This is a genomic window from Candidatus Nitrosocosmicus franklandus, from assembly GCF_900696045.1.
Taxonomy (GTDB): Archaea; Thermoproteota; Nitrososphaeria; order Nitrososphaerales; family Nitrososphaeraceae; genus Nitrosocosmicus; species Nitrosocosmicus franklandus_A.
The window spans coordinates 688523-701875 of sequence record NZ_LR216287.1; the positions used below are offsets into that span (position 1 = coordinate 688523).

The window sequence follows — 13353 nt, forward strand, 5'->3', positions numbered from 1 at the left end:
ATATTTTTAGAATCCAAAGACAAAATATAATAAGCATAGGATGCGTCAAGTTAATTTAGCAATGTCAAAAACATGTCTGAGATGTACTAAAGAATTTGATGAAAGTACAGTAGAAGATCCCTCTTCTCAGAAATATCCATCTTGTCCAGAGTGTTGGAAAGAGTGGACTACATATGCAGTAATGGTTATGAATGAAATGAGACTAGACATGTCTCTCCCAGAACACAGGAAAGCACTTAAAAAGTACGAGAAAGGATTTTTTGAGAAAACCATAGGAGAAATTGAAAAGAACCCCGAGAACAAATAATAGAAGGGTTAGTAAGTTTTAGTACCTTCCTCTATTATTATTGGAGGTATAACATTTATGAAAAGGTGTGGGTTAGGCACATTAAAGACTACTTCGAAGAAACAATGAAGGAGTCTAATTTTCTTCGTTTTTGGAAAGGAAATCAAGATCTTAGATAGTGAGTTTAGAAAGTCTTGATTGAAATTTTTCACCAAGTCAGGGTTTAAAGAAATTTCTAAAAGGTATTGGTAAAATATTGAGTTAATTTGGTCGGATCTCAGTTCAGATAATGAATCGAACCATGACTCAACTAGTTTTAGCAAAGATTGATTATTTATTTTACCATAGTTAGCCAAGATATCTTTAATTATAGTTTTTTTTTCGTCACAGTCAAACAACAAGAATTCATTTAATCTATTTTTGACTATTTGATTGCGTAATCCAGTAGGTAAATTAGACAATATATTCAAAATATTCTCCACAAAGGTAGAGGTTTGAATTTCTTTTGCCACGACAAAATTGGATATATCTTCAATATTTCATCCTTTCTTACATATATTGAACTATTAAGAATAAATAATCATTAACGGTTCTTTAACTGATATATGCCTTGCGTAGTAACTGTCGGTGGGTTTTATGGTGATGAGGGGAAGGGGAAGATAGTAGCTTACCTTTCAGTAAAAGATAATTTAGATCTTGCAGCTAGGGGAGGAGCCGGCCCCAATGCAGGTCACACATTCATACATCAGGGAAAAGAATATAAAGTCAGAATGCTCCCTAGTGCAGTACTTAATAGCAATACAAGACTCTTGATAGGAGCAGGAGTCCTAGTAGAGCCTACAATTCTACAAAATGAAATCCAAACTTTTAATTCGACTGACCGTACTTTTGTTGATTTTCAATGTGGAATAATCGAAAAATCTCATCAGGACAGAGACAAGAACAATGATCATCTCAAAAAGACAATAGGCACCACAGGAAGTGGAACGGGCCCTGCCAATGCAGATAGAGCCCTGCGAAATATTAAACTTGCAAAGGATATACCCGAAATAGCATTGTATCTGGAAGACGTGAGTAATTCGATTAACCGTTCTATCGATAATAACGAAAAGGTCTTAATCGAGGGAACCCAAGGAACCTTTTTGTCACTTTTTCATGGAACCTATCCTTTTGTAACTTCAAAGGACGTTACTGCTTCAGCTATATGTTCGGATGTTGGAGTGGGTCCGAAGAAGGTAGACGATGTCCTTGTAGTATTCAAATCATATGTTACTAGGGTAGGTGAAGGTCCACTGAATTGTGAGATTACTTTAGAACAAGCACGTGAGAAAAATTGGTTGGAATTTGGAAGTGTTACAGGTAGACAAAGAAGAGCAGCTCCATTTGATTTTGATCTTGCAAAGAAAGCTATTCAAATCAATAGTGCTACTCAAATAGCACTGACAAAACTGGATGTACTCTATCCCAAGGCAAAGGGGAAGAGAGAATTTTCAAGCTTACCAGACGAAGCAAAGAGCTTTATATCGAATATCGAATCTGAAACTGGTTTGCCTGTGACTATCATAGGTACCGGAGCAGAAATAATGGATACTATTGATAGAAGATAGGCAGTAGCAAAAAACTTTATTCTTTATCGTTTTGTAGATTCCACTTTTAATGACAACATAGCGTACTTTTTGTTAACTAAATGTTCTTGATTTAACCATCATTATTTTCAACTAGCAATATTTTCTTGGAATTTAGTGGAATCGTTTTATTATCTAGTCTTTTAAACAATACCGCATGAAATGAAAATAAAATTGGCAAAGAGAAGTAGATCATCTAAACAAAAAATACAACACGCCGATAATAATTTCTTTTACCTTACCATTCCTCAGAATAGAAATCTTTTAGGAGCCTTGCATATGGTGGTTTTATCCACAAAAGACATGACATGCAGTAGCAACGATGTCATCCAAAGAAATACATAGAATTCGCCCGGCCTCTATTTTGAGCTATCAACTTTCATGCTGTCCTAAGAAATCTGTTCAAGAATATATTACTTGTAGGGGTTGTAACATATAACAAAAATATTCTATATCACATCCACATCGTGAGGATGGCTTTCTTTATACCCTGCGAGTGTAATCTTAATGAATTCAGCATTTTCTTGCATTTCGGGTATGGTGTTAGCACCACAGTAACTCAAACCAGATCTTACCCCTCCTACTAACTGCCTTATTATCTCAATCACGCTGCCTTTATATGGTACCATAGCCTCGACTCCCTCTGCAACATAATCATCTAAATCATCATCGGCCGGACTAGATTCAGGGTTTTCGCGATATCTTCTTCCTAGTGCAGCATAGAAAGATGCCATTCCTCTATACATTTTGTACTTTTTACCGTTCTTCACAAGGGTCTTGCCAGGGCTTTCATCAGTGCCTCCAAAGAGACTACCTATCATAACTGTAGATGACCCAGCAGCTAAAGCTTTAGTTATATCGCCAGACGTACGCGTTCCTCCATCAGAGATAACTGGGATATCATACTTTCTTGCTATCTTAACGCTATCTATTATCGCAGTAAGTTGAGGAACTCCAGAACCGGTAACAACTCTTGTAATACATATCGAACCAGAACCTACACCCACTTTGACTGCATCTACTCCCGCTTTAATTAGATCTTCTGTTCCCTTACATGTAGCTACATTTCCAGCTATGAGTTCACATGTTGGAAATACCTTTTTTATCATCTTAACAGTGTTGATGGCATTGTCACTATGGCCATGTGCAATATCTACAACAATTACATCTGCTCCATTATTTAGCAGAGCCTCAGTTCGTTCAAGATAATCTCCTTTTACTCCAACCGCTGCTCCTACAAGTAATCGACCCTTTTTATCCTTAGAAGCATTAGGAAATTCCTCCATTTTCAGGATATCCTTTCCTGTAATCAATCCATGGATTTCGCCTTTTTCATTTACAACAGGCAGTTTTTCGATCTTGTTTTTATGAAGAATTTCTTTCGCCTGCTCTATTGTTGTACCTACTTTTGCAGAAATCACATCTCTAGTCATTAAATCTGAGACTAGAGTATCTAGATTGCGTTCAAAGACTGTATCTCGTCGTGTAAGGATACCACATAGCTTGTTTTCCTTATCTCTCACAAGGAGTCCTGAGATACCATTTTCCAACATTAAAGAATTGGCTTCGCGTATATTACTATCAGGACTTATAGTATGAGGTTGTTCAATAACTACAGACTCGCTTCTCTTAACTTTAAGGACTTGTTCCACTTGTTCGTTTATGGTCATAAACCTATGAATAATTCCTATCCCGCCTTCCCTCGCTAGTGCAATAGCCATTCGAGATTCGGTTACCGAATCCATATTCGCGCTTATAATAGGGATGTTCAAATTTACATTTGAAGATAATCGGGTTTTTAACTTAGTTTGAGCACGTGACACGATAGGGGATTTTTTAGGAACCAAGAGAACATCATCAAAGGTAAGGCCTTCTTTGAAGTACAATATTACCTTTATCCATAACATGTTCTAGGATTATAAGCGTTTTCATTTGTGTATTTTACGACATCATCATCAAGTCATGAAATCAAAAGAATATGGATTTCAATCCTGTGATTAGGCATCACAGAAAAAGTGTTTCTACACGACTTTCCTTTAATAAAAATAGGGATGAGAATGTTGTTCTTATCTATTGTGTTTGTTAGGGTGTAGGCGAGGTAGTGGAAGGCGTAGAGGATTGGCTCGAAGAGTTTGTAGAGCTATTAGAAGTAGCAGAAGCAGAATTAGCTGATTGTGAATTTGATTCAACACCTAACGGAATTTCAACGAAAGGAATTGCCCCTAAATTATTGGCTCCACCAGCACCGCCGCCGCCACCGCCGCCGGTAACAAGTGGTAGCTTTCCATCCCACTTTTGTGCATGTAGCCATTTAAGATATTCAGTACTATTTCTGAGCTGAGCATCAATAATTTTGACTGCTTCTGATTCACCCTGAGCCCTGAGTATGTTAGCCTGTCTCTGACCTTCTGCTGAAGCAATATTGGCCTTTTGTTCTCCCAACGCTCGTGCTTCTGTTTGTTGTGCCTCTATCTGAATCCTTCTCAGTTCATTCTGTGCTTGGAGTGCCCGTTGTTCGGCTTGAACCTTAGCTTCTACTGCCTGAACGAACTGATCTGAAAACTGAAAGTCAGTTATAGAAATAGTATCTGTCAAGATATTGTAAGGTGTCAACCTAGCCTCGATTTGTTCTTGAATTTCAGATTTTACCTGATCCCTTTTAGTAATCAATTCTTCGGCATTATATCTAGCGGTCACCTGTTTTACGGATTCCTGAATCGTAGGAACTATCACCCTGTTAGAATAATCAAGACCAATTTCTTTGTATAATATTGGTACAGTATCAGGATTTAGACGATAATTTAACGCTACCTCAGTCGCGACATTCTGAAGGTCTTTTGAGGCAGACGTAGTACTCTCCACTATTTTTTGGGTTCTAACCTCTACAGGTACGATCGAGTCTCTAAAAGGTAATACAAAATGTAACCCCTCGCTTAAGGATACAGAGGTATCTACTGCTCCAAATTTGAGCAATACGCCCCTGTTACCGGCCTCCACGATCTTTAAACTTGAGGTCAAGACAACAAAAATTATTATAATAGCAATTATTGCAGGTATAGCGATTTTTAACGGACTAGAAAAACCAAATCCACCTCCACCACCGACATCTTCCAATGGTTCTCCATCTGGAGTAATCCTCCTATTTCGTTTAGATTTAAAAAAATCTACCATGTTTATATTAAATTATGACTATACGTGATTTAAATATTTACAAATAACTGTTGTGTTTTTAAAATCTCCCAAACCTTTCGACAAATTCCTCTGAAAAATTTGCAGTATCAGATAATTCGGACTCGTGTTTCAAATTTTTCTCCTTAATCCATATGATATTGCCATCCAGATCTATGATGATTCCTTTTGATCTCTCCAAGTATCTCAAAATGGCATTAATCTTGTCAAGAGATAGAGCAGGACTCAATAGGCGTTTAAGATCTCTCAGTTTGGGAAATGGTTTCACATCTTTGATTTTATCGATAAAATATTCTACATCTGACTCGGTAAATTCATTTAACGCATGTAGTTTCCTTTTTTTATTGATTTTTTTCTTTTTAATACCAAAAATAATACTAGAATACAACTATTTAACATTAATGACAAATTGGTTTTCGAAACTAAGGCAAATTGTTATAGTATTAGTAAGTAATTATAAACAAAGGATTATTTATTAACGGTCATAAATTGACATTGTTTGCCCTTAGATGTAGAAGATTACAAGTGCAAAAGGAAAAAAAACTATTTTGAAAATCGTCTAGACTTTATTCGTAATGCTCATAACGAAAAGAAAGGAGACGAAATTAGAACTGACAGAATGGAAGACTATTTGGAGGTAATCTATGAATTAATCCAGCAAAAGGGCTACGCAACTACAGCGGATATATCTGACTACCTTAACGTAAGTTCTCCTAGTGTAACCAAAATGGTTAAAAAGTTAAGTGAAAATCGTTATTTGATTTATGAAAAGTATAGAGGATTGCAGCTAACTGCGGACGGAATTAATATTGCGAAAAACATACAGCAAAAGCACAGTTTATTCGCAGAATTTCTGAAGATGATAGGAGTCGAGGATAAAATAGCTCACCAAGATGCTGAAGGCATAGAACACCATCTTCATCCTCAAACAATAAAAAAGTTAGAGAGGTTAATAATTATTTTAAAGACAATCAATCAAAATGTCATCAAGGACTTGTAAGCGCGTATACTCTGCTTAATCTAAAACCTAAAAATTATGGAAAGGGTAGATTTACATCTATCTTTAGATATGAAATATCAACTATACCCTTACTATACGAATCTGATAGTCCATTGAGATTCGCTAGATTTTGTAGGTTGCATAAATTCAAAAAGTCACATTTGTATGCGTTTGTTTGATTTACGTAATATTGATTTGAAGGAAGATTTTCAAATATGGATTGTGATTGGACGTATGGAAAAATATAATTGGAGTCATGTCCTGGTATATTTATTAACATCAATATTATACCGCTTAGAGCAAAGATCAGGTAATGACTCATTTTGTATTATAACCTAAATTGCCAATTTAGTTATAATTGGATTTCCACTAATAGTGCTATTAATTTAAACCTAATCGATTTACTAGAAAAATAAACACAAAAATTAGCAAAGAAGTATGAATCAAAAAATCTTCTAGCGACCGCAGTTCATTTTGAATTCCCAGATTTTTCGATATATCGGAACATGACCAAAAAACTGACTTTCAAGATTATATCTTGTTGGCCTCATCATCATTATTATTATCGCCGTCGTCTTGTTCATCTCATTTAGCTTAGCAACATAAAGTGATATAATAAGCGAACCTTGGGTAGTTGTTGTAAGAACGTAATTTCCATTATTTTGAGACACTCATACAGTTAAAAAAGCTAAAGGAAATAGACTAACAAGATCCCTCGGCAATTAATTTGGGTTGCAAAGCCAAGTGAAATTTCCATATCGTTCAAAGCATAACCTTGTAGAGTCTATTATTCACCACGATCTAAAATATAGAAAATCAACATGCCCAGCCTTGATCACGTATAACCATTTTATTTCATTCTTTATTATAGATTACAGATTTACCAGTTCAAAAAACCTTCAATAGTCCTCTTGATAGGAAAAATTAAATGTTTGAACAAGAGAATGATTTTAACAGGAGAAAATTTTCACATGACACCTATCCCTAATTGGAAACGCTGGATAATATATAATTTGATTGGAGAAGGTGTTCACAATGTTCTTTTTGATGATCAGTTGAAAAAATTGTGTGGGAACAATTATGATGAAAACTTTGAAATCGCACTAAATAGTCTTGTCGATAATGGAATACTTCTTAAGCTAGAGACGAACAGACGAAAAAAATACATTGTAAACTATGACAAGTTAATAGAGGCAAAAAAGATACTAAATGACAATCGAAACTGGAAATTAAGCAGAGAAATTCAAAAGACAGGATGGAGATCGGATCAAAGGGGAGAAGGGGGTTCTGATGACATACACCGCTTTTATTCAGAACCAGAAGGATATTCGTTTTGGTTCAATTTAGAAGAAAACCCAAGGAAGAAGAAAAGTATTTACAATATTTATAGGAGAAAAACAGATGACCTAGAGTTTGCAGCACAAATTCTAACCCAAAAGCACTCAAAGATATTATATTTGGGATCACTTAGACACAATCATTCAGTAATTTCGATTCTTTGGCGTGCATGCGTAGATCTATCAACAGGTACAGATCCCAAAAGAAACAGGAATTTCATCTTGCAGGATTTGCAAGATAAAGAAAGGAAAGCTTGTGGAAATAATCGTCAAAGAGGAAAAATTGCTTTGGCCATATTTAAGAAACTGGAATTTATAACTGAACAAGGTAGGAAAGGGAACTCAACATTGTATACCATTACCGGCAAGTCTCCACCTTTTTCGACACTGGATGATGTAATCAACGTTTGATCTATATAGTCAGAGTGAAAACTGTGTAAAACGTAATCCTATTATTAAATGAAAGATAATTTAGAAACATGGAAATTCTGGAGGAAAAGTCTCTTGCCAAACAAATATTTAAAAAGTATTCAGCAAATCCCAAAAACTGGAATTTTATAATCTCCACAAACCCAATAAAGGACGGATTTTATGATGCGACCATATTCAGTCCGGAAGATTCTTGGAAACTAAAGATAGATTCTATTTATAAACCATCACCAATTATTACAGGTACAAGGCTAGACCTAGATAAGAGGATAGTAGAAAGAGAATTCAATGAAACTTTGATTCCTTTTGGATACAGAAAAATAGATCCTCCGGTTTTTGTGAACATTCTTAAGAGACTGTATGAAGAGCACAATTCCATTGCAAGAAAGAACAGCGATTATCTAAATCAAGAGCTAGCTTCCCTTTTGAATTCCACCGAACCTACGGTACCAACGCAAGGTACAGAGTATCTCTATGGACCATTCTTGTATACTAACAGAAACCTAAATGGTAAGAGCAGATATGAAGACATGGTTTCAGAAAAATTGTCACAGAGTATTAAGAAAAAGATCAAAGAGCGATATCCAGGTTATGGATAAGAAAATTGAATGGAAAGTTAGAGTACCGATCCTTTGAGAGCAAAGCGTTACAAGGAAATCCACTAGGAGATCCCATAAGAAGAGATATCATAATTTATACAAGTGAAAACTATAAGGCTAGCAATTCAGCAGGGTATCCGACCATTTTCTTCCTCCCTGCTTTTGGTAACGATGGCTATTCTGCGGTTAAACACGACCCGTTTTCAATCTCAATATACGAAAGGCTTGACAGACTAGTCAAAAGTGGTAAATGCGGGGATATGATATTAACTATTGTAAATTGCTTTAATAGATTAGGTGGAAGTCAATACATTAATTCGCAAGCCATTGGAAATTATGAGAACTACATGATAGATGAGATTATTCCTTTTATTGATTCCAACTATAATGTTTCAAAACGAGCGGTCTTGGGCAAGTCTTCTGGAGGTTATGGTGCGCTTTCATTAGGTATGCGTTATCCCCAGTTATTTAAGGCAATCGCAGCACATTCGTTTGATTCATGTTTTGAATATTGTTACTTACCTGACTTTCCCGTTGCTATTAAGACGCTGAAAAATTATCAAGATCCACAACATTGGTTAGATGTGTTTTGGAGCAATGAATTTAGTCGAACCAAGGATGATTTTATAACGCTTAACATACTGTCCATGGCAGCGCATTACTCTCCCGATACTGAAAACAAAGGATTGAAAATAGAGTTACCATTTGATAGTGTCTCAGGGAACTTTAGAGACAATGTATGGTCCAGGTGGAAACAATATGATCCTGTTAATTTAGTCCCTAAATATACAGAAAGCTTGAAAAAAATGGATTCAATATATTTTGATTGTGGTATTTCTGATGAATTTAATTTGCAAATCGGAACAAGAGTAGTCAGCGAAAAGTGTAGGAGCTTGGGTGTTGTACACGAATACGAGCAGTATAAAGGGGGACATTTTAATACAAATCATAGATATGACATTTCGCTTAGAAAAATTTATGAGGCACTGGGTTAATAAATAATTCAAAATTAAGCAATATTGCATAAAACCAATCAGGTTTGAGGTACCAAAGAAGTATCTTTAAATCTTTGATTCATCTAAAATACTATATCTGACAAATATAGTAGTGGTTACTTAAGACAAGTACATTATTGGTTGGCCAGTAAATCCAATGTGTATGAAAATACCTTATGGGTACTTGATTAAAATTACTTCAATTAATAAAAAATATCTAACAAAATAATTAGTTGTTGAATTTCTTTTGTGTATTTATAAAAAACATATTTCTGAATACAACCATCCTGTTTGCGATTGGACAATAAGTTCTTTTGAGAATTTAAAAAAGTCTTAAAATCAGAGGTATGTTAACCAATCTTGATAAGATTTTTCTCGTCCAGTTACTATTTTGGCAAATTGTTCTCTAATTAGTGACGTCATATATCCCATATGACCATGACCAATTTTTCTATGATCGATATATCCGACAGGAACTATCTCAGAGGCTGTTCCTGTCAGAAATATCTCATCAAAGTAATAAAGTTCGTCCCTTGAAATATTATCGAATATTACTTTTATATTGTTTTTTTGAGCAATAGCAATAACAGTATCTCTAGTTATACCTTCAAGAGCACCGCTTGAAATTGGAGGGGTATACAAAACACCATTCTTTGCCAAAAATATATTTTCGGCACTAGCTTCTACCACGTGACCATTAGAGTTTAGCAGGATAGCTTCATCGAAGCCAGATTTTAATGCCTCCATTCTTGCAAGTGCAGAATTTGCATAGTTTGCTACTCCTTTAGCATGGGTTGGAAGGCTTTTGGATCCTACCTTTTCCCATGATGACACCATCATATGAATTCCTTGCTCAAGGTCTTCCTTTCTAATGTGTTCTGTCCATTTCCAAGCTGTAATTGCTATTGAAACTTTATTAGGTAATGGATTGACTCCCAACTTGCCATATCCATAAAAGGCGATTATTCTAACATAGCAGTCACCTAGTCTATTGGCTTTTACAACATTGATAGTCGCTTTTTTTATTTCATCAGGTGTGAAATCAAATTGCATAAAGTATGCCTTTCCGCTATTGTATAATCGTTTGATATGATCATCCAATCTAAATATAGCATGCCCACTTTCGGTTGCATAGGAACGAATACCTTCAAAAATTCCAGTACCATAATGCAATCCATGAGTTAAAACATGAACTTTTGCATCATTATAGTCTATTGACTGACCGTCCAGCCAAATTTTATCACTTTCCAGCATCGAGAACCCCTAAAATCTTTTATTAGTTGATTATCGTGCCTTTTGAGTGTATTGATCGGATTACTTCCTCTACATTATGGTCTTCTACTAGAATCAAAATACGTGAAGTCTCTTCCTGTGCGTCAATATTTAGTATGTTTATATCTTGTTGACTTACAATGCTGCTAGTTTCGGAAACTATTTTTGGAATCTTCCACATAGAATCGCCAATTAGTGTTACTACCCCTCTGCCATATACCATTTCTACTTTAGGATAAAAGGCGCGAAATATCTTTTCGTGTCTTCTTACATAATCGCCATCCAAAAATAGAAACCTTGTTATCTCCACATTATCTTTTTTGTATGGAGACAATTTAACAAAATCATGGTATTGTCGCTGTTTCTCAAACAAAGCTGCAATATGCGAAGCAGCAATTGATTCCATTCTAACAATGGCACAATTCTTTTTGCCAGTAACAATCTTTATTTTAGGTTCTATCTCATTCTCATCTTCTGATACTTTTTTTACAATTTGAGTATAATTTTCTGGATTAGATATATTAGTAACTAAAATAAGTAAATCAAGTCCATGATCGTCAATGTCTTTTATGGCAATCGGATCCAAGATTTTCATTCCAAACATCCCAGCGAGTTTGGCCTCATTATATGAGAGAATCTTTACATTGTGAAGGTTTTTGGAGACTATTTTTGGATCAGCACTCAAAACAGAGTTGTCTTTCTCAAAATCAAGATTTACTTTGAAATTCGAGGATAACAATATTCCCAAGTCTGCAGCTGACCTATCTGATCCACCCCTTTCGTAAGTAGTTTCAAGCCCGTCTACAGTTTTTCCGATAAATCCTCCAATACACACAACATCATTATTATTGATTAGGTCCACCAAGTGTCCTAGTTTTTTTTTGGATTCGTCTAACATAAAATTTGCAGCTTCAAAGTTATCATCTGTTATAATAGGCCACTCGTCAATGTTTACACTTGAGGAATTAATATTATTAGTTCTCAAGATATAGTTCATCAGGCTCGATATTACAATCTCACCACTATAGGCAAGAATACGTGAACGGCTTACATCTACAAACCGTCTATTTTCTGCAACTTGTTTTAGCGAGATAATAACTGTCTTGTAGAATTGATCTAATTCGCTTTCAAATTTTTTTTGATTTTCTATAGAAAGATATTTTTTTGAAATTTCAAGATATACGTTCTTTAAGATATCAACATCTACAGGGTTTGAAGTCGCATAATTTCGAGAGATTCGAATTGCCACATCGGTCATTGACAAGTTTTTTCCTTCATAGTTTGTAAGTGGAGCAGAAAAAACACAAATTATCTTGGACTTTTTTTTCAATTCCTTAATTCTCTCAATAATTACTGGAATTTTTACACCATCCACTCCTAACGCAGAACCACCGAACTTTGCTATTACTAGTTGCTCCAATACTAAGGTCTATTGTGCTAACCGCTTATTATTCATTAAGATATTCAGATATTATTTGAGCAGCTTCAGAGACTCCATTTTTAACCTGAGATTTTTTTCTAACACCAATATTTGAGAGATATTCTTCTAGTATTATCTGGAGTCTATGAATGTCCTCAAAGGAAAATCCCAAGCTCTTTGCTCTCTCTACCTGTTCAAAGTGATTCTTGATAGGAATAAAAATACCAGGCGTTCCATACACATTGCACTCGTCGATAGTGGATTTGCCTGCCAAAGAAATTACCAAATCTACTGCAAATATATATTCATGAATATTTTGCACAAAGCCTATGCTTCTAAAATTAATTGCTTCAATCCCTGAAACGTTTAATTCGTAAGGATATGAAAGGATCAATTCAAAATCAAATTTGCTCTTTAAAGAACGAAGAACCTTGAGCACGTTTTCAATCAAATAGTGTCCAGCATGAGTCCCACCTGTAGTAATCAAAATCGTTTTTCTGCTAAGCAAAAGTCTGCATCTTAATTCTTCTCTAGTGAATAAAGTTTCTCTTACGATTGGTCCAACATACACAATGTTATTCTTATTGTCTCCTAATTCTGGAACAATGACGCAATTAGATGACGATATGAGTTTACACATGGAATTATTCAGAAAGGTTTCCATTCGTGATAATAATTTGGAGTTAACGAAATGGGTAGACAAAATGTCAGTTATGAGAATACGGGATCTCCTCAGATCCTGTGCTACAGATATGGATGCAAAATCCTCGTCAGAGATAATCGTTCCTGATCTTGTCTTAGGAGAATCAAGAGAAGTTGTTGTTAGTAATTTTCTTATCAGAGTTTTTGAATTTCTAAAGTACAATAAATATCTAAGAAGCCAGAGAAAGTTGTGTTTTAATACTCCATTCGAGACAGAAAACCTTGGAGAGTTAAATAGATTTAAAACCTTGATATTTAATTTATCGCTATTGACTTGGGCATATGTTGTTGCGAAATCATATGCTTTTAGACCCGTTATCAATTTTAACTCGAGGTTCATATTTTTTTTATGAATATTAACCATTTTTTCTAATATCGCAATATCACGTGTTATGTGTCCAAGGCCAATTGGACTTGTAAAGAATAAGACCATTTCTGCACTAGAATATAAAGAGAAAACGCTTAAAGTACTATATTAAAGTATGACATTTGTATACTT

The 13353-nt window shown here is 35.0% G+C and carries 15 protein-coding genes; 6 read left to right on the forward strand and 9 right to left on the reverse strand.

What is annotated here, in order from left to right; genetic code table 11:
• The first annotated feature begins 61 nt into the window (after positions 1 to 61).
• Entirely contained in the window at positions 62 to 307 is a 246-nt protein-coding gene (locus tag NFRAN_RS03195; RefSeq protein ID WP_134483048.1) for a Fe(2+)-trafficking protein, read from the forward strand.
• A gap of 8 nt (positions 308 to 315) precedes the next feature.
• Here NFRAN_RS03195 and NFRAN_RS03200 read toward each other — a convergent pair whose 3' ends face one another.
• The gene (locus NFRAN_RS03200; protein ID WP_134483049.1) at positions 316 to 798 is read right to left on the reverse strand and encodes a hypothetical protein; all 483 of its coding nucleotides are present in this window, start codon (positions 796 to 798) and stop codon (positions 316 to 318) included.
• 93 nt (positions 799 to 891) lie between these two features.
• On the opposite strand from NFRAN_RS03200, the gene NFRAN_RS03205 reads away from it, so the two are divergent.
• Positions 892 to 1893, forward strand: coding sequence for an adenylosuccinate synthetase (locus NFRAN_RS03205; protein ID WP_134483050.1), 1002 nt, complete (start codon positions 892 to 894; stop codon positions 1891 to 1893).
• Positions 1894 to 2360: 467 nt separating this feature from the next.
• Here NFRAN_RS03205 and guaB read toward each other — a convergent pair whose 3' ends face one another.
• From guaB to NFRAN_RS03220, 3 genes are all read right to left on the reverse strand, one after another.
• Positions 2361 to 3797: an IMP dehydrogenase gene (gene guaB, locus NFRAN_RS03210; protein ID WP_134483051.1), complete on the reverse strand. Its 1437-nt coding sequence runs from the start codon at positions 3795 to 3797 to the stop codon at positions 2361 to 2363.
• 196 nt (positions 3798 to 3993) lie between these two features.
• Positions 3994 to 5082 carry a prohibitin family protein gene (locus NFRAN_RS03215; protein WP_134483052.1) on the reverse strand — a complete coding sequence of 363 codons (1089 nt, stop codon included), beginning with the start codon at positions 5080 to 5082 and terminating at the stop codon, positions 3994 to 3996.
• A 58-nt stretch (positions 5083 to 5140) separates the two neighbouring features.
• Positions 5141 to 5488: a hypothetical protein gene (locus tag NFRAN_RS03220; protein WP_134483053.1), complete on the reverse strand. Its 348-nt coding sequence runs from the start codon at positions 5486 to 5488 to the stop codon at positions 5141 to 5143.
• Between the two features lie 111 nt (positions 5489 to 5599).
• Here NFRAN_RS03220 and mntR point away from each other — a divergent pair, with 111 nt between their 5' ends.
• Positions 5600 to 6100 (forward strand): transcriptional regulator MntR, encoded by a 501-nt coding sequence (gene mntR / locus NFRAN_RS03225; protein WP_232037925.1) that lies wholly within the window; start codon positions 5600 to 5602, stop codon positions 6098 to 6100.
• A 34-nt stretch (positions 6101 to 6134) separates the two neighbouring features.
• Here mntR and NFRAN_RS03230 read toward each other — a convergent pair whose 3' ends face one another.
• A complete protein-coding gene (locus tag NFRAN_RS03230; protein ID WP_134483054.1) occupies positions 6135 to 6422 on the reverse strand; it encodes a hypothetical protein in 288 nt (95 codons plus the stop codon).
• A 133-nt stretch (positions 6423 to 6555) separates the two neighbouring features.
• Positions 6556 to 6771, reverse strand: a complete 216-nt coding sequence (locus NFRAN_RS03235) for a hypothetical protein (protein WP_134483055.1) — start codon at positions 6769 to 6771, stop codon at positions 6556 to 6558.
• A 300-nt stretch (positions 6772 to 7071) separates the two neighbouring features.
• Here NFRAN_RS03235 and NFRAN_RS03240 point away from each other — a divergent pair, with 300 nt between their 5' ends.
• The 3 genes from NFRAN_RS03240 (at position 7072) to NFRAN_RS03250 (ending at position 9460) form a co-directional block, all read left to right on the forward strand.
• Positions 7072 to 7848, forward strand: a complete 777-nt coding sequence (locus NFRAN_RS03240; RefSeq protein ID WP_134483056.1) for a hypothetical protein — start codon at positions 7072 to 7074, stop codon at positions 7846 to 7848.
• Between the two features lie 68 nt (positions 7849 to 7916).
• The gene (locus NFRAN_RS03245; protein ID WP_134483057.1) at positions 7917 to 8465 is read left to right on the forward strand and encodes a hypothetical protein; all 549 of its coding nucleotides are present in this window, start codon (positions 7917 to 7919) and stop codon (positions 8463 to 8465) included.
• Between the two features lie 5 nt (positions 8466 to 8470).
• Positions 8471 to 9460, forward strand: a complete 990-nt coding sequence (locus tag NFRAN_RS03250; RefSeq protein WP_172602079.1) for an alpha/beta hydrolase — start codon at positions 8471 to 8473, stop codon at positions 9458 to 9460.
• A gap of 339 nt (positions 9461 to 9799) precedes the next feature.
• Here the strand turns inward: NFRAN_RS03250 and NFRAN_RS03255 are convergent, their stop codons facing one another.
• The 3 genes from NFRAN_RS03255 to NFRAN_RS03265 are packed head-to-tail and all read right to left on the reverse strand — an operon-like array spanning position 9800 to position 13287.
• On the reverse strand, positions 9800 to 10714 hold the full coding sequence (locus tag NFRAN_RS03255; protein ID WP_134483059.1) for a branched-chain amino acid transaminase: 915 nt from the start codon (positions 10712 to 10714) through the stop codon (positions 9800 to 9802).
• Positions 10715 to 10736: 22 nt separating this feature from the next.
• Complete coding sequence (locus NFRAN_RS03260) at positions 10737 to 12152, reverse strand: aspartate kinase (protein WP_134483060.1); 1416 nt, start codon at positions 12150 to 12152, stop codon at positions 10737 to 10739.
• Between the two features lie 28 nt (positions 12153 to 12180).
• Complete coding sequence (locus NFRAN_RS03265; RefSeq protein WP_134483061.1) at positions 12181 to 13287, reverse strand: glycosyltransferase; 1107 nt, start codon at positions 13285 to 13287, stop codon at positions 12181 to 12183.
• Between the last annotated feature and the right edge of the window lie 66 nt (positions 13288 to 13353).